We start from the raw sequence: 21,262 nt of genomic DNA on the forward strand, positions 1-21,262 counted from the left end.
AATCGAAAATGGATAATATGGATAAACAAAAAAGAATGGAAGCTCTTATAGAAGAGTTAAATAGATATTCATATGAGTACTATACATTAGATAATCCAACAGTTACAGATAAAGAATACGACGTAAAATACGATGAATTAAAATTATTAGAAAAAGAATTAGGTTTAGTTTTACCTTATTCACCAACAGTTAGAGTTGGGGATACTGTTTTGGAAGGCTTTGTAAAATACACTCACAAAGGAAGACTTTGGAGCTTAGATAAGGCTCAATCTATAGAAGAGATTAAAGAGTGGCATAACAGAAACCTTAAATTCCTTAAGGAAATGAGAGAAAGAGGGCATAACCTTCCAGACCTTAAATATATAGCTACTAAAAAGTTTGATGGACTTACAATCAACTTAACTTATAACGAAGATGGGATTTTAGAAACTGGTGCTACTCGTGGAACTGGAGAAATCGGTGAAAATGTTACGGCGCAAGTTAAAACTATAAAATCTATCCCGCTTAGAGTAGATTACGACCATGTATTTGAAGTTCACGGCGAAGCTATTATGACAACAGAAGCTTTTAAAAAATATAACGAAGAATCAGAAACTCCTCTTAAAAACTTAAGAAACGGAGCAGCTGGGGCTTTAAGAAACTTAAATGTTAAAGAAACAGCTAAAAGAAACCTTTCTGCATTTTTCTATGACGTAGGGTATGATGAAGGAAAAGGATTTAAAACTTACACAGAAATGCTTGAATTTATAAAAGAAAAAGGTTTCCCTGTAGATAGTTATATAAAAGAATGCAAAACTATAGAAGATATAGAAAAAGAAATAGATTATATAGAAAATATAAGATTTGATTTAAATTACGATATAGACGGATTAGTTTTAGCTATAGACGATATGGAAACTCGTGAACTTTTAGGGTACACAGTTAAGTTCCCTAAATGGGCTATAGCTTACAAATTCGAAGCACAAGAAGCTACAACAACTCTTTTAGATGTAGAGTGGAACGTTGGAAGAAGTGGAAGAGTAGCACCAACAGCTCTTTTAGATCCAGTTGAATTAGCTGGAGTTACTGTAAAGAGAGCAACTTTAAATAATATGGACGATATTAAAAGAAAAGGCGTTAAAATCGGTGGAGAAGTATTTGTTAGACGTTCAAATGACGTTATTCCTGAAATAATGGGAATGGTTAATAAAGATCAAGAAAATACTAAAGAAATAACACCGCCAGAAAACTGCCCAGCTTGTGGAAGTCACTTAATAGAAGAGGGAGCGCATATCTTCTGTGAAAACACTTTATCTTGTAAGCCACAGTTAGTAAAAACTATAGTTCATTACGCTTCTAGAGAAGCTATGAATATAGCAGGTTTTTCAGAAAGAACAGCAGAGCAGCTTTTTGAAAAGTTAAATATAAAATCAATCTGTGATTTATATAAATTAAACAAAGAAGATTTAATAGATCTTGAAAAGTTTGGTCCTAAAAAGGCTCAAAACCTTTTAGATTCTATAGAAAATAGCAAAGACTGCACTTTAGAGGCATTTGTTTATGCTTTAGGAATAAAAAATGTAGGATATAAAACTGCTAAAGACTTAGTTAAAACTTTCAAGAGCTTAGAAGGTTTAAAAGAAGCAAAATTCGAAGAACTAGTTGCAATCCCTGATGTTGGAGATATAGTAGCTAACTGTATAGTAGAATTTTTTAGTGCTGAAGAAGTATTAAAAACTATAGATGAACTTTTAGAACTTGGAGTTAAACCTAAGTACACAGAAAAAGAGATTATAGAAAGTGTATTTGCTTCAAAAACTTGCGTTGTAACTGGTACTATGGAGAAATACTCAAGAAAAGAAATAAAAGAAAAACTTGAGAGTTTAGGTGCTAAAGTTTCAGGAAGTGTAAGTAAGAAGACAGATTACGTTATAGCAGGAAAAGAAGCAGGTTCAAAACTTACTAAGGCAGAAGAACTTGGAGTAACTGTACTTAGTGAAGATGATTTTGAAAAGATGATAGGTGAGTAATAATGAATAAAAAAGTTATTAATACACTTACCATAATATCAAGTATAATAGCTTGCATAACTATAATCTGTACATTTTTAACATCATACAAGTTCATATATATAGGAGATATATTTAATTCATACTTAGGAGTTCAAATAGTTTTAGCTATAACTATGATAATTTGGGCTATAAGATTTTGGTATGAAGAACACGGTAATAAAAGATATATTTACACTGGATTTTGTTTAATAATTTCAGTTGCATCTATGTTTTTTATTGCAAGTTTTATAAGATAAAAAAAGCGGGTAGATTAATTTCTACTCGCTTTCTTTATCTAAATGTTTATTATCTTTTTCTGCATTATAAGAATCTTCGAATTTAGTGCTGTTATTAAGATGAAAATCACCAGTTAAGATGTTTTGAATATAATCTTCTTCATCTTCTTCACTTTTAAACTTTAAGTCTGTGATTTTACTTCTTTTTGCGATAATACTAAGGTTTTGGTTTATCTTTTCTAAAATATAGTTTTTATATCTTATTTGGCTAAAAGTTTTTAAAGCTATTATAAATAACCATATTCCGATAAACATAAAAGTTAGCATAAAAATTATTCCGATGATTGAAGTTGCACCTATTATAAAACTCATTAGTAATACCTCCTAAAATATATCATTATTATATCACACCTACTTATTAATTTTAACTAAGGCATAGAAAAATATTCAGCTTATGATTAAGCTTATAAAATTTGGTTAATAATTAAATATAAGAAAAAGGAGGCGTTTTATGAAGAGGATAATTTTATCTGCAGTTATAACTTTAATTATTTTAATTACCGGTTTAAGTTTTATAGATATAGAAAAAAATACTGTAGTAAAAGAAGAAAATTCAATAATATATGCTTTAGATAAGATTCCAACTACTATAAAAAATGTCAGCGCCTTGACTGTACGAGAAAAGGATATAATCTGTGCAACTAGTAAGGGGCTAGTTCAAAAGACAGAAGAAGGAAAGATAGAACCGTCTTTATCTAGTGAGATTAATATTCGAGATAAGGGAATCGAATACGAGTTTAAAATTAGAGATGACGTTTATTGGAACGATGGAAGAAAGATTACTCCAAGCGAAGTTGTAGACTTCTTTAGAGAACTTTTAAAAGAGGAAAGTGATTCGAATATAGAAGCTTTACTTAACGTTTATGGAGCTAAAGAATATAGAAAAGGTACTGTTGATTTTGAAAATGGTGTTGCTATTAATAGCACTGAAAACAGTGTAATTATAAGGCTTAATAAAAAAGATGATAAATTCCTAGAAGAACTTACAAAACCTGAATACAGGGTTAGAAAGTTTTTAGTTATGTGGGAAGATTTAAATAACAACTACTCTAACATACCTTATACTGGAGACTTTTATATCTCTAATATAAGAGATGGAAATATGGAACTTAAGTCAAACGAGCACAACTTTAAAAACAGCAGCATCTCTAAAATAGAGTTAGTTGAAGACAAGAACGTAGAACTTGCTATGGCAGCGTATGAGATAGGGGAGAGGGATATAGTAGTAGATCCTCCAAAGAGTCAGTTAAACAGACTAGCTAGCGAAAATAAGCTTATAACATCACCTTCAAACAAAGGTAAGTATCTTTGGATAAATAACGAAAGTGAAGAATTACCTTTAAGTTCTAGAAGAACTTTATATAGCAATATTTACGAAGCGCTATCAGAGTATAGTACTTCTAACTCGCACTTTGCAGAAGCTTCAGAGGGAAGTTATTTTAGAGAAGATAAGGATGATTTAACTAAGCTTCAAGCAAGAAAGGTTATGAGTAACAAAGATAAGGGAAGTTTACCAGACGTAGTTACAATGCTTGCAGAAGACACTATAGAAAATAGAGTTATATTAAAAAGTATTCAAGATTGGTATAAAGTGAATTCTAGTATAAGTTTTAGATACTCTCTAGTCTCTAAGGAAGAGTTTAAGAGCAGCGATCTAAGAAAGAGGTATGATATGGCTATAGTGGATGCAAAAGCGGATTCTAAGGACAGAGAAGCCTATTATAGTTCGATAAAAGAATGGTTTACTAAAGATCAATTAAAATTATCAGAAAAAGAGAAGTTTAATGAACTTGAAGAAAGCCTTTTTTCAAATTATACTTTGATGCCTCTTATTTTTGAAAATAGAAATATAGCAATCTCAGGAGATATAAAGAATCTTAAATTCGATTTTTATGGAAACTTAGATTTTTCAAAGCTTAAAAATAAAGAATAAAAAATAAGCCTTACTTAGCGGACTTTAATCCACTAAATAAGGCAAATTTTTTTAAAAAAGTTTTATTTATTTTTATCATTAACTTTATCTTCTTCATTTTGATTACCGCTAAGTTCTATTTCTAAAGGAGTATAAGATTTTTTAGTAATCTTATCTTTAATGTTAAATTCATCATAATATTCGTCTTTTAAAGTATGAATCATCAAAAAGAAAATAAGCATATTTCTTCCGCTATCAAAAGTTCTTCTTGAAGAAGAAAATTCATCTTTCTTTATAGAATAAGATATTTCCTTCAAAAATGAAGGTGAAACTCCTGAAGATTCAGGTGAAGGAAGGTTTGGCATCCTAAAGAAAGTTTCGTCTAACATATCTTTTGATAGAAGTGAGAAATTCCTATATCTTTCATTGCTATCTAAGTTTGGTGCTTCAGGCCAACTTGTAATTATATTAGAATTTAAAATAAATTTTTTATAAATACTAGATATCATAGGCTTAAATTCAGACTCACTATTAGTCTTTTTTGAGTAAAGAAGTATTGATAAAAAGTAAAAGCAAATATCAAAAGAAGAATATTTAAGTTCTTTTTTTGTATTTAGTTTTTCTATTAAACCATTATCTTCATCATAAAGAGATATTAATTTATCAGATATCTCAGTATATTTTTCTTTAAACATCAAAATATTAGTGTGTTCAAAGGAGTACATTAGATTTATTGAAAGCAAAGCACAATAATCTAAAGACTCTTCAAAATAATCTTTTTCACTAAATTTATCGCACAAGAATTCGCTTAAGTCTGTAATTAAAGGAAGTACGTCCTCGCGGTTTGAATAATCATAAAAAACATTAAAAGCAAGTAATGTTTTTAACCCTTCTTCAAAAGATAAATTATATAAAGCATCCTTATAATCTAAAAACATTTGTAAAATTTGAAGAGAGAAGCTTTTAAATTCAGATTCCAATTCAGGGTCGTCAGCATATGTTGAATACAGATAATAAGCATTCATCATAAAAGCTTGGTCGCTAAAGATAAATTTTCTATTTTTATCTACAAGGCTCATAACTTTTGATGAATTATTTATATTATTTTTTTTAGTAACAAAGATACCTTCAGAGTTTCTTAGATTTTCATAGTAGAAATCTAATTGCTCTTTAGAAAGTTCTCTATAGCCTAAACAGTATTCATTTTCTAAAGAATTATCATTAAAAGCAGAGTAGAAATCACTAAGTTCTAATAACGATAATGTCATTAGTGCATTGGTATAGGGAATTAATTCACGTTTAAAAGAAGATGAATCAAAACCGTTAGAAATTTTACCATGCACAAATTCAGGAGTAGCTTTTTTGTATAGGCATAATAGTGGTGAAAATTTACTTAATATGCTAATATCTTTGTTAGATGAAGTTTTTTTCGTATTTCTTGAAGAGTAGATAAAACCGCATTTTGAATTCAAAACTAAAGTTTTAACTGCTTCTTTAGAGAAATAAAAAAGCTGACCGCAGATTTCCTTTTGTGAAAGGCTATTCATACGGAAAAAAGGACCTATATATCTCAAAAAATATCACCTCAATATAATTTCTCATATTAATTAATATGAGTCGGTTTTAAAAAAAGTGCATAAAACTTAAATTTTGTGTGAAGGTAATATAAGAGAGAGTAGAAATTAAATTAGGATGGTGAAATTTGTGCGAATAGATGGCAGAAAAAATGATCAATTAAGAAATATAAAGGTTACAAGAAATTATACTAAATATGCTGAAGGTTCAGTATTTATAGAAGTTGGAGACACTAAAGTCTTATGTAACGTTTCAGTTGAAGATAGGGTACCCCCGTTTTTAAAAGGAACAGGAGAAGGTTGGATAACTGCTGAATACAACATGCTTCCTAGAGCTACAGGAAACAGAAAAATAAGAGATATAGCTAGATTAAAAGTTGATGGCAGAACTATGGAAATCCAAAGACTTATAGGAAGAGCTTTAAGATCAGTTGTTGATTTAAAAGCACTAGGAGAGAGAACTCTTTGGGTTGACTGTGATGTTATACAAGCTGATGGAGGAACTAGAACAACTTCAATTAGCGGAGCTTTTATAGCTTTAGTTGATGCTATAAATAAACTTCACAAAGAAAGACCTTTTAAAATTTATCCTATAAGAAGTTTTGTTGCAGCTACAAGCGTTGGAGTTTTAGGAGAAGAAAAAATATTAGACCTTTGCTACGAAGAAGATTCAAATGCTAAGGTAGATATGAACATAATCGGTACAGATTCAGGAGAGTTTGTAGAAGTTCAAGGAACTGGTGAAGAAAGTCCTATGACTAGAAATGAACTTAACGACCTTTTAGATTTAGGTGAAAAAGGTTTAAAGCAAATGATTCAAATCCAAAAAAACGCATTAAAGATGGATGCGTTATGGATAGGTACAGGTGGTAATTAATTATGAAAAAGTTAATACTAGCTAGCAATAATTCTAAAAAAATAAAAGAAATAAAAGAAATTTTAAAAGATATCCCTCTTTCTATAAAGTCTTTAAAAGAAGAGGGTATAGATATAGACGTAGTAGAAGACGGAAAAACTTTTGAAGAAAATTCAATGAAAAAAGCAAAAGAAATAAAAGAATATCTTTTAAGTAAAGGGCAAAAAGACTTTATAGTTATGGCTGATGACTCAGGTCTTTCTGTTGACTCTTTAAACGGAGCGCCAGGAATCTATTCAGCTAGATACTCTGGAGAACACGGAAATGATTTAGAAAATAACAAAAAACTATTAAGAGAACTTAAAGATTCTAAAAACAGAGATGCTAAATTCGTTTGTGTAATATCTCTTATAAACGATAAGGATAAAGAAATCGTAGTTAGAGGTGAAGTTGAAGGTAAAATTACTGAAAAGCTTAGCGTAGAAGGCGGATTTGGATACGACCCTCTGTTTTTCTTCGAAGGATTTAATAAAACATTTGGAGAAGCTACAAGTGAAGAAAAAAACAGTGTTAGCCATAGAGGAGTAGCTTTAAAAAAATTAAGAGATAAAATAAACGAAGTTTTATAATAACACTATAGAAATTTAATGATAAAAGGAGAGGTCTATATGTTAGTTGCAGTAGTAAGTGATACACATAGGGTAGATTCATACATAAATTTAGCACTACAAAAGATAAAGGATGCAGATATACTTATACACTTAGGTGATAACGTAGAAGACGTTAGAAGGTTTGAGGAAGGTTTTAAAGGAGAAGTGTTTGCTGTTTCAGGAAACTGTGATTACAGCGACTTATACCCTGAGGAGAGAATAGTTAAAATAGGGGACAAAAGATTATTTTTAACTCATGGTCATAGATATGGAGTTAAGAGTGGATTAAATTCATTATTTTATAAAGCTAAAGAACTAGAAGTAGATGCAGCTTTATATGGACACACTCATCAAGAAATAATTTTAAAAGAAGATGGAATACTTATTATGAATCCAGGAAGTGTTTCTTTACCTAGAGGTGAGGGGAGATTTGTAGGATTTTTAGAGATTGAAGAGGGAAAAGAAATAAAAGCGTACTTAAAAGAGCTTTAAATTCACCTTTTAAAATCGTTAACAATAATATTAATCTATAATTATTCAAATATGGTAAATGGCTCAAATAAAGGCTTGTACGAATTTGTAGTCTCAATTGATATAAGAAATTAAATTTAATTATAAAAAAGTGTTGACGAATATAAAAATATGATGTAGAATAATTTTTGTCGTCACGGGGCAAACAAAACAAAGCACCGAAACGGCAAAGATTATCGGGGTGTGGCGCAGATGGTAGCGCGCATGGTTTGGGACCATGAGGTCGCAGGTTCGAGACCTGTCACCCCGACCATTTGCGGGTATCGTATATCGGTAATACTCCAGCCTTCCAAGCTGGAAAGGTGGGTTCGATTCCCACTACCCGCTCCAATATGCGTCTTTAGCTCAGCTGGATAGAGCAACGCCCTTCTAAGGCGTGGGTCAGGAGTTCGAATCTCTTAAGACGCACCATTTGCGGTGAACGTAGTTCAGTTGGTAGAGCGCCAGATTGTGGTTCTGGTTGTCGTGGGTTCAAGTCCCATCGTTCACCCCATACAGGGATATCGCCAAGCGGTAAGGCACCACACTTTGACTGTGGTATTCGTAGGTTCAAATCCTGCTATCCCTGCCAAACAAGGTTTACTAGCTCAGTCGGTAGAGCACTTGACTTTTAATCAAGGTGTCCGGGGTTCGATTCCCCGGTAAGCCACCAATTTAATAACGTGCAGGAGTGGCGGAATTGGCAGACGCACTAGACTTAGGATCTAGCGCCTTACGGTGTGAGGGTTCGACTCCCTCCTCTTGCACCAAATTAAATTTTTTTACGCAGAAGTGGCTCAATGGTAGAGCGCCACCTTGCCAAGGTGGATGTTGCGGGTTCGAGTCCCGTCTTCTGCTCCAAAATAAGCGGGTATCGTATATCGGTAATACTCCAGCCTTCCAAGCTGGAAAGGTGGGTTCGATTCCCACTACCCGCTCCATAATATGCGTCTTTAGCTCAGCTGGATAGAGCAACGCCCTTCTAAGGCGTGGGTCAGGAGTTCGAATCTCTTAAGACGCACCATTTTTATCTCGGGGTGTGGCGCAGATGGTAGCGCGCATGGTTTGGGACCATGAGGTCGCAGGTTCGAGACCTGTCACCCCGACCACTTGCGGGTATCGTATATCGGTAATACTCCAGCCTTCCAAGCTGGAAAGGTGGGTTCGATTCCCACTACCCGCTCCAAACAAGCTTAAAAAAGCTTGACAAAAATCGATTTATTAGTTACAATAATAATCGTTATGAAATGCGTCTTTAGCTCAGCTGGATAGAGCAACGCCCTTCTAAGGCGTGGGTCAGGAGTTCGAATCTCTTAAGACGCACCATTTTATGGTGAGCGTAGTTCAGTTGGTAGAGCGCCAGATTGTGGTTCTGGTTGTCGTGGGTTCGAGTCCCATCGTTCACCCCATACAGGGATATCGCCAAGCGGTAAGGCACCACACTTTGACTGTGGTATTCGTAGGTTCAAATCCTGCTATCCCTGCCAAACAAGGTTTACTAGCTCAGTCGGTAGAGCACTTGACTTTTAATCAAGGTGTCCGGGGTTCGATTCCCCGGTAAGCCACCAATTTAATATCGTGCAGGAGTGGCGGAATTGGCAGACGCACTAGACTTAGGATCTAGCGCCTTACGGTGTGAGGGTTCGACTCCCTCCTCTTGCACCAAATTAAATTTTAAAAATAAGCGGGTATCGTATATCGGTAATACTCCAGCCTTCCAAGCTGGAAAGGTGGGTTCGATTCCCACTACCCGCTCCATAATATGCGTCTTTAGCTCAGCTGGATAGAGCAACGCCCTTCTAAGGCGTGGGTCAGGAGTTCGAATCTCTTAAGACGCACCATTTTTTACCTCGGGGTGTGGCGCAGATGGTAGCGCGCATGGTTTGGGACCATGAGGTCGCAGGTTCGAGACCTGTCACCCCGACCATTTAAAATTTGCGGGTATCGTATATCGGTAATACTCCAGCCTTCCAAGCTGGAAAGGTGGGTTCGATTCCCACTACCCGCTCCAATATGCGTCTTTAGCTCAGCTGGATAGAGCAACGCCCTTCTAAGGCGTGGGTCAGGAGTTCGAATCTCTTAAGACGCACCATTTTTTCGAATGTACCATTAGCTCAGTTGGTAGAGCATCTGACTCTTAATCAGAGGGCCTAGGGTTCGAGTCCCTAATGGTACACTGAAGCTGAGGTGAGCGTAGTTCAGTTGGTAGAGCGCCAGATTGTGGTTCTGGTTGTCGTGGGTTCGAGTCCCATCGTTCACCCCATACAGGGATATCGCCAAGCGGTAAGGCACCACACTTTGACTGTGGTATTCGTAGGTTCAAATCCTGCTATCCCTGCCAAAACAAGGTTTACTAGCTCAGTCGGTAGAGCACTTGACTTTTAATCAAGGTGTCCGGGGTTCGATTCCCCGGTAAGCCACCAATTTAATATCGTGCAGGAGTGGCGGAATTGGCAGACGCACTAGACTTAGGATCTAGCGCCTTACGGTGTGAGGGTTCGACTCCCTCCTCTTGCACCAAATTAAATTTTTTTACGCAGAAGTGGCTCAATGGTAGAGCGCCACCTTGCCAAGGTGGATGTTGCGGGTTCGAGTCCCGTCTTCTGCTCCAGCAGATTTTAAAATTAATAATGCGGGTATCGTATATCGGTAATACTCCAGCCTTCCAAGCTGGAAAGGTGGGTTCGATTCCCACTACCCGCTCCACAAAATTTTAAAGTTAGTATTATGCGGGTATCGTATATCGGTAATACTCCAGCCTTCCAAGCTGGAAAGGTGGGTTCGATTCCCACTACCCGCTCCAAAACTTAAAACAACTGAAAGGTTGTTTTTTTTGTTCTCAAAAACGGAGAAAAAATTAAATAATCCACAAAACATGCAAAACTATCAACAGATATTAAGGAAATTTCTTTAAAATTGTGGATAGTTTTTTATTTAAAGTGTATAGTAAAATAATAGAAGAAAAGTAAAATATGCACCTATAGCTCAGTCTGGATAGAGCGTTGGACTTCGAATCCACCGGTCGGGGGTTCAAATCCCTCTAGGTGCACTTAAAAATAAGGGTTGCAAGAGTTTTGTAATCCTTATTTTTATAGGAAAAGTGCAATAGATGTGGAATATGATGGACGGACATATATTAGATAGTTATACTTTAAAGGGAAAATACGAAAGCTAATAAAGGGGAAGCGTTAAGCTTCCTTTTTTGATATTTTAAAAAATAAATTTATAATATATTTAGGAGGTAACTATTATGGATAAAGTTATATATGCACTAGGTCATTCAAATTATGATTTAGAAAAGTTTTTAAGTTTAATAAGAAAGTATAATATAGATTGTATAGTAGATATCAGGGGAATTCCGTATTCAAGTTTTAATACTCAATATAATAGGGAACCTCTTAGAGCATTTTTAAAGAGAGAAAATATACTATATATTTATATGGGAAACGAGTTTGCAGTTCAAAGAAATAACACTAATTTATATAATGAAAAAGGCTATCCTGATTTTAAGAAGGTTATTTTAGATAAGGACTTTTTAAATGGGGTAGAAAGACTTAAAAATGGAATAGAAAAAGGATTCACTATAGGGATTTTAGGAGCAAAGCAAGATCCTATAAATTGTCACAGATATATTCTAGTTGGAAGGTATTTAAATAATATAGGATTAAATTTAAAATATATATTAGATGATGGAAGTTTAAAAACTCACGAAGAGTTAGAAGAAGATTTATTAAATAAATTCTTCAAAAACAGAGATCAGATGACTTTAGAGGAGATAATGAGGGGAGACTCTTATAAAAATGAGCTTTTAGAAAAGGCTTATGAAGAAAGTAATTATATTATTGCAGTTAGATTTGAACATATAGATAAGACTTAAAGATAGATATCTTTAAGTCTTTTTTTACGTGTAAAAGTATGGAATTAAAAAATTAGGTATTTTAAAAGAATAGTTTATTAGTTTAATGTAATTAATTTTTACCTTTTAAGTAATATATTCTTACTATTTTAGATTTAAACTTCATTGAATACGATATCATAAGCTTAGATAAAATTTTGGGAGGGAAACGGTAATGAAAAAGAAAAGTTTAATTGCATTAACACTTTCAGCTGTTATGAGTATAGGATTATTAGCTGGTTGTGGCGGAGAAAAAGCTGAAGATAAAGCTTCAGGAGAAACATTAACAATATATTGTGGATTAATGGAAGACCACATGGTTAAAACTGTTGAGGAATTTAAAAAAGAAACAGGAATCGATGCACAAGCCGTAAGGATGTCTTCTGGCGAAATTTTAGGAAGAATAAGAGCAGAAAAAGATAATCCTAAAGCCTCTGTTTGGTTTGGAGGCCCAGCTGATGCCTTTGTACAAGCCGGAGAAGAAGGTTTATTAGAAGCGTATAATTCACCTGAAGCAAAGGAAATCCCAGAAAAATATAAAGATCCAAATGGTCTTTGGACTGGAATTTATGTAGGGTATTTAGGATTTGCATCAAACTCTAAACTATTAAAAGAAAAAGGAATAGAGGCGCCAAAGAGCTGGGAAGATTTATTAAAACCTGAATTTAAAGGTCAAATATCTATGGCAAACCCTGGTTCTTCAGGAACAGCATATACTATGCTTGCAACAATAGTTCAACTTATGGGAGAGGAAAAAGGGATGGATTATATGGCTAAATTAAATAAAAATATTAAGTCATATGAAAAATCAGGAACAGCTCCAGCTAGAATGGCAGGACAAGGTGAAGTAATGGTTGGTATTTCTTTCTTACATGATGCGATTAAATATAAAGAAGAAGGAATGAAAGATTTAGTTTTAACAGCACCTAGCGAAGGAACTGGTTATGAAGTTGGTGCAGTATCTATATTAAAAGGAGCACAGAATCAAGAAGGAGCTAAAAAGTTTGTAGATTTTGTTTTATCTAAAAAAGGTGAAGAGATAGGACAAAGTGTAGGTTCATATCAATTCTTAACTAACCCACAAGCTAACACTCCAAGTCAAGCTGCAGAAATTAAAGATACTAAGCTTATAAACTATAACTTAGAATGGGCTGGAAAAAATAGAAGTAAATTAGTAGAAGAGTGGAACAAAGCAATTAAAGGTTAGAAATTTTTAAGAGTATGTACCAAAATTTTGGTGCATACTCAAAATTTATAAAGTCTAGCCTTAGAAGGGAGAAATACAATGTCATTAGCTACTAGGAAATTACAATTAAAGCATGAATTTAGAGACATGAAAAAAATATGGAGAGATCCTATACTTTTAACTACAATAATATTTTTAATAGTGACTTTAACAATATTTATTTTATATCCGTTATATTCAGTATTAAAAGCAAGTTTTATAGATGCAGGTAAAGAATTTACACTTAGTGCCTACAAACAAGTTTTAGAAGATTTAGATTTTAGGGAAACTTTTTTTAATACTATAAAGCTTGGAGTAACTGTTGGTATTTTATCTACAGTTATAGGGTTTATATTTGCATATGCAGATGCGTACATAAGATCACATTTTAAAAAGTTATTTAAACTTGTATCTATCTTACCTATAATATCACCACCATTTGTTTTGGCATTATCAGCAATTATGTTATTTGGTCAATTTGGGTTAGTTACAAGGCAGTTATTCGGAATGACAGACGCTAATATTTATGGATTTAAAGGAATAGTTATGGTTCAAACTATGACGTTTTTCCCTATAGCATATCTATTACTTATAGGTCTTTTAAAGAAGATAGACCCAGCACTTGAAGAAGCATCAAGAAGTATGGGAGCTTCAAGGTGGACAACTTTTAAAACAGTAACATTTCCTTTAATGCTTCCTGGAATTGCAAACGCATTTTTATTAACATTTATAGAAGTTGTTGCAGATTTTTCAAACCCTATGGTTATAGGGGGAAGTTTTTCAACACTTGCAACTAAGATATATATGCAAGCTATAGGGAACTATGATATGAAAGGTGGAGCTGCAATTGCTGTAATTCTTTTAGTATTATCTATTCTTTTATTTGTTTTAGAAAAGTTTTGGATTGAAAGAAAGTCTTATGTAACTGTAACTGGGAAAGCATCTAAAGATAGAGTTCTTATAGAAGATTCACATATAGTTTGGCCTATAGATATATTTTGCTTACTTATAACTATATTTGTTTTAGCGTTTTATATATTAATACCGCTTGGAGGATTTTTTAAAGTTATGGGAGTGGATTATACTCTTACTTTAGAACATTTTAAATATGTATTTAATTTAGGCTTTGAATCTGTAAAAGATACGATGATATTATCAATTTGGGCTACACCTATAACTGGAATTATAGGAATGGTTGTTGCATTTTTAGTAGCTAGAAAAAGGTTTATAGGAAGGGGATATATAGAGTTTGTATCACTTCTTGCTATGGCAGTTCCTGGAACTGTTTTAGGGCTTGGATATATAAACGCCTTTAATACGAAACCATTACTTTTAACTGGAACAGCTTTTATTATAATCATAGCTTTTGTTGTTAGAAGTTTACCAGTTGGAATAAGGGCTGGAATTACATCACTTGGGCAAATAGACCCAGCGATAGAAGAAGCAGCGCAGGATTTAGGTGCAAATTCTCAAAAGGTATTTTCATCAGTAACTCTTCCTCTTATAAAATCAGCCTTTTTTAGTGGATTAGTTTATACCTTTGTAAGAAGTATGACTGCTGTAAGTGCTGTAGTATTTTTAGTAACACCTAAATATCAATTATTAACAGCTTCAATTCTTTCACAAGTTGATACAGGAAGATTTGGTGTTGCATCAGCTTATTCAACGGTGCTTATAATTATTGTTTATATAGCTATAGCACTTATGTATTTAGGTTTAAATAAGATGGGCGTTAGTAAATCAAGTGATAATATTATTTAAAAGTTAGGAGAAAATGAGTTATGGAAAGAAGTAAAGGTGTAAATATAAAAAATTTAACAAAGATATATTTAAGTCATAGTAAAAATTCAGAGTTTAGAGCCGTTAGTGATATATCAGTTGATATACAAGCTGGAGAATTTGTAACTCTTTTAGGACCATCGGGTTGTGGTAAAACTACTACTTTAAGAATGATTGCAGGTTTTGAAATTCCAACTTCTTGAGATATTTATCTAGGGGGAGATAAGATAAATGATTTAACTCCAGATAAGAGAGATACAGCAATGGTTTTCCAAAGCTATGCATTATTTCCTCATTTAAATATATACGATAATATTGCCTACGGTCTTAAATTAAAGAAGATGAATAAGGAAACTATAAAAGAAAAAGTATCTAATATAATTGACTTAGTAGGGTTAAAGGGAATGGAGTATAGAAGCCCAAACCAATTATCAGGAGGGCAACAACAAAGGGTGGCTTTAGCTAGAGCGCTTGTTATGGAACCTGGAGTTTTATTATTTGATGAACCTTTATCAAATTTAGATGCAAAACTTAGAGTTTATATGAGAACAGAAATAAGAAAGATTCAAAGAAAAACAGGAATAACAGCTGTTTATGTTACTCATGATCAATCAGAAGCTATGAGTTTATCAGATAGAATAATAATAATGAAAGACGGAATTATAGAACAAGTTGGCTCTCCAGAAGAGATATATGGAAAACCTAAAACTAAGTTTGTAGCTGAGTTTATAGGAAATGTAAACTTTATAAAAGGAAAAATAGTAAAACTTGAAGGGGATAAAGCTATAGTTAAAGTTTTAGATAATGAATTTAAAGTAGATTATAGTGGAGAAAAGAAAGAGTCAGATGAAGTAGATATAGTTTTAAGACCTGAAGCTATAGAACTTTGCAAATCTGGAATACTAGAAGGGGTTGTAGTATCTTCAACGTTTATGGGATCTTATCAAGATTATGTTGTAGATGTAAATGGAGACTTGATAAATATAGAAGTTACAAATCCTAAAGAAAAAGAACAGTTTGAAGAGGGTGATAAAGTTAAATTAAACTTTAATTTAGATACTCTTCATATAGTTTAATTTAGTACACTTTAAACCCCTTAAAAATATTATATAGTAGGAGCTATATAATAAAGGAGGAGAGTAATGGCAGTTAATGATATATTATTTAGATTAGTCTTAGCTGTTTTAATAGGGGGAGCTATAGGATATGAGAGAGAATTTAAAAATAGGCCAGCTGGGTTTAGGACTCATATTTTAGTTTGCGTAGGTGCAGCTGTAGTTTCTTTAATTCAATCTGAAATGGCAGAGACTGCTATGAATAATATAATACTCCATCCGGAGCTTAAAGATGTAATAAAGATAGACTATGCAAGGCTTGGAGCGCAGGTTATAACAGGCGTTGGATTTTTAGGGGCAGGGACTATATTACACGATAAAGGTTCTATAAAAGGACTTACAACAGCTGCATCACTTTGGGTGGTTGCATGTGTTGGACTTGCTATAGGGATGGGCTATTATACTATAGGGGTTTTAGCTGGAATAAGTATAGTATTAGTTCTTGGAGTATTTAAAAAGTTTCAAAATAGGTTCATTATTCAGCCAGATATAGTTAAGCTCCAGATAGCATATAATGATAAAAAAGAAGCTTTAGAATATATTGACTCATATTTTATGAGAAAAGGAATAAAAATAAAAAATATCGACTTCTATTTTAAAAATGATTGCGAAGATTATCTAGAAGGTGATGTTTGTCTTTATACTATAGAAGTTCCAAAAACTATTAAGGCGAGCAATATTATAAGTAGACTATCTAGAAGCGGTTGTATTTATAGCGTTGAAGTTATTGAGGATTAATAAATTTAAAATCCACCATACTAAAATTTAGCATGGTGGATTTTTCTTATTTTAAATATTAATAATATGTAAAATAAATAGATAAATAAAAAATAGGGAGATTAATTTTGTATAATCAAAATATGGGAAAACGTTATCAAAGTTTTAAAAAGAGATTAATAATATCATTTGTTCTAGTAGCAATTTGCCCTTTCTTAGTCCTTGGAATTTATAATTTAATTTATATTTATAAATCAACAGAAAAGGAGATAAAAAAATTCACTATATCAAGTATAAAAACTAGTGCAGAAAGTATAAATAATTCAATGAGTGGCTTTAATAATATGGTAGATTATATAGCCTCTAATGATGAGATTGTTGATATTTTAAATAAAAAAGAAGAAAAGGGGGCTGCATCTTTTAAAGATATTCAAAAGATATATAATTTAACTTCTACTTTAATATCAACTATGCCTATAAAAATGCCAATTCATATAATTTCAAAAGACTGGCTTAGCATATATTCATCTACCGATTACTATAAACCTATCTATAAAGATACATACGGTGATTTTTATAAGATTTTAGATGAAGATGAAAATAGAGTTCATCAAAAGATATATAGAAGGTTTGATAGTGAACTTGATTGTGACGTAGTTTTAATTTCAGGAAAAGCTATAGTAAATAAGGATAAAAAGATTATAGGGTATGTTGTAATTGAGATTTTAGAAAAGTATTTTAACCAATATCTAAATGAGATAACCTTTTTTAATGATAGTAATGTGTATGTTACTGATATAAATAACAGGGTTATAGTAGATAGGAATCATATTGAAAACGTAGGAAAGAATTTAGAGAATCTAGTAAATAAGGATGATATAAAATACGTAAGTTCTAACAAAAACAAAAAGTTTAATGTTATATCTACAGTTCCTAAAAGGGACATGTATCTAGAATTATTTAAAAATATAAAGATTTTTATGTTTTTAACTACTATTTTATTATTAGTAGCATTTTTAGTTATTTATAAACTAAGTAAGAGAATATCAAAACCAGTTCATGAAATGAATGAAGTAATTAAAGAAGTAGAAAAAGGAAACCGTAACAAGAGGGTAGAGTATTTCGGAGAAGACGAATTAGGAGAGCTTTGTTTAAAATTTAATAATATGATTGATGAAATAAACAGGCTTATTGAAGAAGACTATAATAAAAAGATACTTATAAAAACAGCCGAGTTTAACGCTTTAAAAGCCCAAGTTAATCCTCACTTTTTATATAATGCCCTAGGAACTATTAATTGGATGGTTAAACTTTCTGAAAAAGATAAGGTTATAAAGATGATTAATGCCTTATCAAAACTATTTAGATATTCTTGTAGAAATAGTGAAGAGGAAGTTTTTATAAAAGAAGAGCTAAAGGCTATAGATAACTATCTTTATATTCAAAAGATAAGGTATGAAGATAAGCTAAATATTACATATCATATAGATAAGAATATAGAAAATAAAAAGATAGTAAGATTAACCCTTCAGCCATTAGTTGAAAATGCAATAGTACACGGGTTTTCAAATAAAAAAGGAGAGTGGAACTTAGATATATCTGGAGAAATAATAGATAATAAGATTATTTTTAAGATAAAAGATAATGGAGTTGGGATTGGAAACAGCACCCACAAAGGTGAAGGAATAGGGATAGATAACGTTGATAGCAGGATAAAAATCCAATATGGTGATGAATATGGAATAAAATTTGAAAGTTTAGAAGGATATACTGTATTTATTGTAAGCATACCACTTAGGGAGGAAGAATATGAAGAAAGTCCTTTTAGTTGATGATGAGATATATTCCCTTAAAGGGATGGAGGTGTTTATTCCGTGGGAGGAGTTTGGACTTATCGTATGTGCAAGTACAACAGATTCAAGCGAGGCTATAGAATTAGCACTTAAAGAAAAGCCAGATATAATAATTACAGATATAAATATGCCTTGTATTGACGGGCTTGAACTTTTAAAGATACTAAAAGAAAAATTACCTAAAGCCCAAGGTATAGTTATAACTGGATATGATGATTTTAAATATGCAGTTAAAGCAATTAAGTTAAATGTTATAGATTTTATAATGAAACCTTTAGATGAAGAGGAACTTAAAGGGGCTTTAAAAAAAGCTATAGAAAAGATAGATATCTATAACAACGTAGTAAATTCTGATAGAAAATTATTAGATATAGTTAGAGGGGAAACTGATATAGAAGAAATAAATCATTATTTTAAAGAAGATAATATAAGTATGATGTTTTTAGATATAAATAAAAGAGATGATTTAAAGATTCAAGAATTAATAGAAAAAATATCAAACTTTAATATAGAAAAAGCATTTATAATAAAACCTCATAACTACAGGGCTACTATAATAAAAAGTGGAGACATTAAAAATGATATAGATTTAAAAAAATTCTTAGATAAAGATATAGCAGTAGGCTTTACAGATATTTTTAAAACTAAAGATATAGTTAATTGTTATAACTATGGGAAAAGGCTTATGGAAGAAAAGTTTTATTTAGGATATGGAAAAGTTATTTATAATGTTATAGATAAAAATCAAAATAACGAAAAGGAACTTTTGAAGAATATAGACAAGTTCTATATTTTACTAAATAGTTCTAATAAATCAATTCTTATAAGTAATATAAAAGAAATATTTATATTTTTAAAAGAAAATAGGATAAGCTTTGAGATCTGTAAAACTATAACTTATGATATATTACTTAAAATAAAGAAAAAAATAAAAAGCATAAATTCTAAAGTATATGTAGATGAAAGTATTAAACTAAATTCTGAATACGGCTTAACTTTAGATATTTTAGAAAATACAATTTTAAATGAATTAGAAACTTATTTTGAAGTTAAAAACGAATTTGAATGGATAAAAGAAGATAGAAGTATAGATAGAACGATAGAATTAATAAATAATAATTATATGAGAAACTTAAAGTTAAAAGATGTTGCAAAGGAATTATATATAAACGAATCATATTTATCTAGAAGATTTAAAGATACTATAGGAATCGGGTTTAATGAATATCTAACTAAAATAAGAATGGAAAAAGCTATAAATTATTTAAGTGAAGGAAAGAGCATAAAAGATATATCTAAAGAGGTAGGCTATTTAGATTATAGAAATTTTTCTCTAAATTTTAAAAAGCATACAGGGGTTAGCCCTAGTGAGTATAAAAAAAGTTAGGCAAATGCCTAGCTTTTCTTATTTATTTTTAGTTTTATTCTATTAAATTAAAGGTAAAAATGAATTTAAATATTCTAATTTTCTTATTTAAAGGCGGTATTTTCAGATGAAATAAGTAGAAAAAGGCAAAGAAATAATAAAAACTCTACCTAGCGTATCAATAATAGTAAAAAAAAGAATAAAAGAGATAAAAAGAGTAAATAGAAAATAATTATAATAAATAGAAAAATGTCGAATCAGACGAGCTAGTTATTGTGATAGAATAAATCTCGTGCTTGAGGGCGCAAGAGTGTTTGCAGAAAAGATTTGAAAAAACAGCTTTTAAAAAGACTGTTGACAAATTTCTCTCAAGATGATAACATAATGAAGTCGTTTAAAACGACAGATGATCTTTGAAAATTGAACAGATTTATATAATACAAAACCAGCAATTCTTTTTACGAATTTAAGTTTTAAGAGTACAGATTAAACTTTTTATTGAGAGTTTGATCCTGGCTCAGGACGAACGCTGGCGGCGTGCCTAACACATGCAAGTCGAGCGATGAAGTTTCCTTCGGGAAACGGATTAGCGGCGGACGGGTGAGTAACACGTGGGTAACCTGCCTTGTAGTGGGGGATAGCCTTTCGAAAGGAAGATTAATACCGCATAATATTGTAGTATCGCATGGTACAACAATCAAAAGAGCAATCTGCTACAAGATGGACCCGCGGCGCATTAGCTAGTTGGTAAGGTAATGGCTTACCAAGGCGACGATGCGTAGCCGACCTGAGAGGGTGATCGGCCACATTGGGACTGAGACACGGCCCAGACTCCTACGGGAGGCAGCAGTGGGGAATATTGCACAATGGGGGAAACCCTGATGCAGCAACGCCGCGTGAGTGATGACGGTCTTCGGATTGTAAAACTCTGTCTTTGGGGACGATAATGACGGTACCCAAGGAGGAAGCCACGGCTAACTACGTGCCAGCAGCCGCGGTAATACGTAGGTGGCAAGCGTTGTCCGGATTTACTGGGCGTAAAGGGAGCGTAGGCGGATGTTTAAGTGGGATGTGAAATACTCGGGCTCAACCTGAGTGCTGCATTCCAAACTGGAGATCTAGAGTGCAGGAGGGGAGAGTGGAATTCCTAGTGTAGCGGTGAAATGCGTAGAGATTAGGAAGAACACCAGTGGCGAAGGCGACTCTCTGGACTGTAACTGACGCTGAGGCTCGAAAGCGTGGGGAGCAAACAGGATTAGATACCCTGGTAGTCCACGCCGTAAACGATGGATACTAGGTGTGGGAGGTGTCAACTCCTTCCGTGCCGCCGCTAACGCATTAAGTATCCCGCCTGGGGAGTACGGTCGCAAGATTAAAACTCAAAGGAATTGACGGGGGCCCGCACAAGTAGCGGAGCATGTGGTTTAATTCGAAGCAACGCGAAGAACCTTACCTAGACTTGACATCTTCTGCATTACCCTTAA

Annotated in this window: 15 protein-coding genes, 31 tRNA genes, 1 rRNA gene and 1 pseudogene; 46 read left to right on the top strand and 2 right to left on the bottom strand. The window is 32.7% G+C overall.

Annotated features, from left to right (window positions below):
- The first annotated feature begins 17 nt into the window (after window positions 1-17).
- On the top strand, window positions 18-2,009 hold the full coding sequence (gene ligA / locus INR60_RS12435) for an NAD-dependent DNA ligase LigA (RefSeq protein WP_194191882.1): 1,992 nt from the start codon (window positions 18-20) through the stop codon (window positions 2,007-2,009).
- Between the two features lie 2 nt (window positions 2,010-2,011).
- Entirely contained in the window at window positions 2,012-2,287 is a 276-nt protein-coding gene (locus INR60_RS12440; RefSeq protein ID WP_194191861.1) for a hypothetical protein, read from the top strand.
- Window positions 2,288-2,308: 21 nt separating this feature from the next.
- On the opposite strand, the gene INR60_RS12445 is transcribed toward INR60_RS12440, so the two are convergent.
- A complete protein-coding gene (locus INR60_RS12445) occupies window positions 2,309-2,638 on the bottom strand; it encodes a hypothetical protein (RefSeq protein WP_194191862.1) in 330 nt (109 codons plus the stop codon).
- Between the two features lie 139 nt (window positions 2,639-2,777).
- Here INR60_RS12445 and INR60_RS12450 point away from each other — a divergent pair, with 139 nt between their 5' ends.
- Window positions 2,778-4,259 carry an ABC transporter substrate-binding protein gene (locus INR60_RS12450; protein WP_194191863.1) on the top strand — a complete coding sequence of 494 codons (1,482 nt, stop codon included), beginning with the start codon at window positions 2,778-2,780 and terminating at the stop codon, window positions 4,257-4,259.
- A gap of 62 nt (window positions 4,260-4,321) precedes the next feature.
- On the opposite strand, the gene INR60_RS12455 is transcribed toward INR60_RS12450, so the two are convergent.
- Window positions 4,322-5,785, bottom strand: coding sequence for a hypothetical protein (locus INR60_RS12455; RefSeq protein WP_238480446.1), 1,464 nt, complete (start codon window positions 5,783-5,785; stop codon window positions 4,322-4,324).
- A gap of 157 nt (window positions 5,786-5,942) precedes the next feature.
- Here INR60_RS12455 and rph point away from each other — a divergent pair, with 157 nt between their 5' ends.
- From rph to INR60_RS12665, 43 genes and pseudogenes are all read left to right on the top strand, one after another.
- Complete coding sequence (gene rph, locus INR60_RS12460) at window positions 5,943-6,689, top strand: ribonuclease PH (RefSeq protein WP_194191865.1); 747 nt, start codon at window positions 5,943-5,945, stop codon at window positions 6,687-6,689.
- Window positions 6,690-6,691: 2 nt separating this feature from the next.
- Window positions 6,692-7,297, top strand: coding sequence for an RdgB/HAM1 family non-canonical purine NTP pyrophosphatase (rdgB, locus tag INR60_RS12465; protein WP_194191866.1), 606 nt, complete (start codon window positions 6,692-6,694; stop codon window positions 7,295-7,297).
- A 39-nt stretch (window positions 7,298-7,336) separates the two neighbouring features.
- On the top strand, window positions 7,337-7,810 hold the full coding sequence (locus tag INR60_RS12470) for a metallophosphoesterase (protein ID WP_194191867.1): 474 nt from the start codon (window positions 7,337-7,339) through the stop codon (window positions 7,808-7,810).
- 216 nt (window positions 7,811-8,026) lie between these two features.
- Window positions 8,027-8,102 (top strand) — tRNA-Pro (locus INR60_RS12475).
- 3 nt (window positions 8,103-8,105) lie between these two features.
- Window positions 8,106-8,179, top strand: a tRNA-Gly gene (locus INR60_RS12480).
- A 4-nt stretch (window positions 8,180-8,183) separates the two neighbouring features.
- Window positions 8,184-8,260 (top strand) — tRNA-Arg (locus INR60_RS12485).
- A 6-nt stretch (window positions 8,261-8,266) separates the two neighbouring features.
- A tRNA-His gene (locus INR60_RS12490) sits at window positions 8,267-8,342 on the top strand.
- 3 nt (window positions 8,343-8,345) lie between these two features.
- A tRNA-Gln gene (locus INR60_RS12495) sits at window positions 8,346-8,420 on the top strand.
- A gap of 5 nt (window positions 8,421-8,425) precedes the next feature.
- Window positions 8,426-8,501, top strand: a tRNA-Lys gene (locus tag INR60_RS12500).
- 12 nt (window positions 8,502-8,513) lie between these two features.
- Window positions 8,514-8,598 (top strand) — tRNA-Leu (locus INR60_RS12505).
- 16 nt (window positions 8,599-8,614) lie between these two features.
- Window positions 8,615-8,689, top strand: a tRNA-Gly gene (locus tag INR60_RS12510).
- A 6-nt stretch (window positions 8,690-8,695) separates the two neighbouring features.
- Window positions 8,696-8,769, top strand: a tRNA-Gly gene (locus INR60_RS12515).
- Window positions 8,770-8,775: 6 nt separating this feature from the next.
- Window positions 8,776-8,852: transfer RNA gene (locus INR60_RS12520), tRNA-Arg, on the top strand.
- Between the two features lie 9 nt (window positions 8,853-8,861).
- Window positions 8,862-8,937: transfer RNA gene (locus tag INR60_RS12525), tRNA-Pro, on the top strand.
- A gap of 3 nt (window positions 8,938-8,940) precedes the next feature.
- Window positions 8,941-9,014 (top strand) — tRNA-Gly (locus INR60_RS12530).
- A gap of 63 nt (window positions 9,015-9,077) precedes the next feature.
- Window positions 9,078-9,154, top strand: a tRNA-Arg gene (locus INR60_RS12535).
- Window positions 9,155-9,161: 7 nt separating this feature from the next.
- Window positions 9,162-9,237 (top strand) — tRNA-His (locus INR60_RS12540).
- A gap of 3 nt (window positions 9,238-9,240) precedes the next feature.
- A tRNA-Gln gene (locus tag INR60_RS12545) sits at window positions 9,241-9,315 on the top strand.
- Window positions 9,316-9,320: 5 nt separating this feature from the next.
- Window positions 9,321-9,396 (top strand) — tRNA-Lys (locus INR60_RS12550).
- Window positions 9,397-9,408: 12 nt separating this feature from the next.
- Window positions 9,409-9,493, top strand: a tRNA-Leu gene (locus INR60_RS12555).
- A gap of 19 nt (window positions 9,494-9,512) precedes the next feature.
- A tRNA-Gly gene (locus INR60_RS12560) sits at window positions 9,513-9,586 on the top strand.
- Between the two features lie 6 nt (window positions 9,587-9,592).
- A tRNA-Arg gene (locus tag INR60_RS12565) sits at window positions 9,593-9,669 on the top strand.
- A 10-nt stretch (window positions 9,670-9,679) separates the two neighbouring features.
- A tRNA-Pro gene (locus tag INR60_RS12570) sits at window positions 9,680-9,755 on the top strand.
- A gap of 10 nt (window positions 9,756-9,765) precedes the next feature.
- Window positions 9,766-9,839: transfer RNA gene (locus INR60_RS12575), tRNA-Gly, on the top strand.
- A 4-nt stretch (window positions 9,840-9,843) separates the two neighbouring features.
- A tRNA-Arg gene (locus INR60_RS12580) sits at window positions 9,844-9,920 on the top strand.
- 11 nt (window positions 9,921-9,931) lie between these two features.
- A tRNA-Lys gene (locus INR60_RS12585) sits at window positions 9,932-10,004 on the top strand.
- 11 nt (window positions 10,005-10,015) lie between these two features.
- Window positions 10,016-10,091 (top strand) — tRNA-His (locus INR60_RS12590).
- Window positions 10,092-10,094: 3 nt separating this feature from the next.
- Window positions 10,095-10,169, top strand: a tRNA-Gln gene (locus INR60_RS12595).
- 6 nt (window positions 10,170-10,175) lie between these two features.
- Window positions 10,176-10,251, top strand: a tRNA-Lys gene (locus tag INR60_RS12600).
- Between the two features lie 12 nt (window positions 10,252-10,263).
- Window positions 10,264-10,348: transfer RNA gene (locus INR60_RS12605), tRNA-Leu, on the top strand.
- 16 nt (window positions 10,349-10,364) lie between these two features.
- Window positions 10,365-10,439: transfer RNA gene (locus INR60_RS12610), tRNA-Gly, on the top strand.
- 21 nt (window positions 10,440-10,460) lie between these two features.
- Window positions 10,461-10,534: transfer RNA gene (locus INR60_RS12615), tRNA-Gly, on the top strand.
- A gap of 23 nt (window positions 10,535-10,557) precedes the next feature.
- Window positions 10,558-10,631 (top strand) — tRNA-Gly (locus INR60_RS12620).
- Window positions 10,632-10,802: 171 nt separating this feature from the next.
- Window positions 10,803-10,877, top strand: a tRNA-Arg gene (locus INR60_RS12625).
- Window positions 10,878-11,078: 201 nt separating this feature from the next.
- Entirely contained in the window at window positions 11,079-11,705 is a 627-nt protein-coding gene (locus INR60_RS12630; RefSeq protein WP_194191868.1) for a DUF488 domain-containing protein, read from the top strand.
- Window positions 11,706-11,898: 193 nt separating this feature from the next.
- Window positions 11,899-12,930: an ABC transporter substrate-binding protein gene (locus INR60_RS12635; RefSeq protein ID WP_194191869.1), complete on the top strand. Its 1,032-nt coding sequence runs from the start codon at window positions 11,899-11,901 to the stop codon at window positions 12,928-12,930.
- A 126-nt stretch (window positions 12,931-13,056) separates the two neighbouring features.
- On the top strand, window positions 13,057-14,709 hold the full coding sequence (locus INR60_RS12640) for an ABC transporter permease (protein ID WP_194191870.1): 1,653 nt from the start codon (window positions 13,057-13,059) through the stop codon (window positions 14,707-14,709).
- 20 nt (window positions 14,710-14,729) lie between these two features.
- Window positions 14,730-15,227 (top strand): annotated as a pseudogene (locus tag INR60_RS17425) (ABC transporter ATP-binding protein); the annotation flags it as partial.
- 147 nt (window positions 15,228-15,374) lie between these two features.
- A complete protein-coding gene (locus INR60_RS17430; RefSeq protein WP_238480450.1) occupies window positions 15,375-15,803 on the top strand; it encodes a TOBE domain-containing protein in 429 nt (142 codons plus the stop codon).
- 66 nt (window positions 15,804-15,869) lie between these two features.
- Entirely contained in the window at window positions 15,870-16,580 is a 711-nt protein-coding gene (locus INR60_RS12650) for an MgtC/SapB family protein (RefSeq protein WP_194191871.1), read from the top strand.
- 107 nt (window positions 16,581-16,687) lie between these two features.
- Window positions 16,688-18,391: a sensor histidine kinase gene (locus INR60_RS12655; RefSeq protein ID WP_194191872.1), complete on the top strand. Its 1,704-nt coding sequence runs from the start codon at window positions 16,688-16,690 to the stop codon at window positions 18,389-18,391.
- Window positions 18,369-19,799 (top strand): response regulator transcription factor, encoded by a 1,431-nt coding sequence (locus INR60_RS12660; RefSeq protein ID WP_194191873.1) that lies wholly within the window; start codon window positions 18,369-18,371, stop codon window positions 19,797-19,799. Before INR60_RS12655 ends, INR60_RS12660 begins: the two co-directional genes overlap by 23 nt.
- A 473-nt stretch (window positions 19,800-20,272) precedes the next feature.
- Window positions 20,273-21,262, top strand: a 16S ribosomal RNA gene (locus INR60_RS12665); the annotation flags it as partial.

Source organism: Clostridium chrysemydis (genome assembly GCF_015234215.1).
Classification (GTDB): domain Bacteria; phylum Bacillota; class Clostridia; order Clostridiales; family Clostridiaceae; genus Clostridium; species Clostridium chrysemydis.

What these genes read in the sequence shown, in the direction of transcription:
- ligA (WP_194191882.1), top strand. Translation starts at nt 18, where the DNA reads ATGGATAAACAAAAAAGAATGGAAGCTCTTATAGAAGAGTTAAATAGA.
- INR60_RS12440 (WP_194191861.1), top strand. Translation starts at nt 2,012, where the DNA reads ATGAATAAAAAAGTTATTAATACACTTACCATAATATCAAGTATAATA.
- INR60_RS12445 (WP_194191862.1), bottom strand. Translation starts at nt 2,638, where the DNA reads ATGAGTTTTATAATAGGTGCAACTTCAATCATCGGAATAATTTTTATG.
- INR60_RS12450 (WP_194191863.1), top strand. Translation starts at nt 2,778, where the DNA reads ATGAAGAGGATAATTTTATCTGCAGTTATAACTTTAATTATTTTAATT.
- INR60_RS12455 (WP_238480446.1), bottom strand. Translation starts at nt 5,785, where the DNA reads ATGAATAGCCTTTCACAAAAGGAAATCTGCGGTCAGCTTTTTTATTTC.
- rdgB (WP_194191866.1), top strand. Translation starts at nt 6,692, where the DNA reads ATGAAAAAGTTAATACTAGCTAGCAATAATTCTAAAAAAATAAAAGAA.
- INR60_RS12470 (WP_194191867.1), top strand. Translation starts at nt 7,337, where the DNA reads ATGTTAGTTGCAGTAGTAAGTGATACACATAGGGTAGATTCATACATA.
- INR60_RS12630 (WP_194191868.1), top strand. Translation starts at nt 11,079, where the DNA reads ATGGATAAAGTTATATATGCACTAGGTCATTCAAATTATGATTTAGAA.
- INR60_RS12635 (WP_194191869.1), top strand. Translation starts at nt 11,899, where the DNA reads ATGAAAAAGAAAAGTTTAATTGCATTAACACTTTCAGCTGTTATGAGT.
- INR60_RS12640 (WP_194191870.1), top strand. Translation starts at nt 13,057, where the DNA reads ATGAAAAAAATATGGAGAGATCCTATACTTTTAACTACAATAATATTT.
- INR60_RS17430 (WP_238480450.1), top strand. Translation starts at nt 15,375, where the DNA reads ATGAAAGACGGAATTATAGAACAAGTTGGCTCTCCAGAAGAGATATAT.
- INR60_RS12650 (WP_194191871.1), top strand. Translation starts at nt 15,870, where the DNA reads ATGGCAGTTAATGATATATTATTTAGATTAGTCTTAGCTGTTTTAATA.
- INR60_RS12660 (WP_194191873.1), top strand. Translation starts at nt 18,369, where the DNA reads ATGAAGAAAGTCCTTTTAGTTGATGATGAGATATATTCCCTTAAAGGG.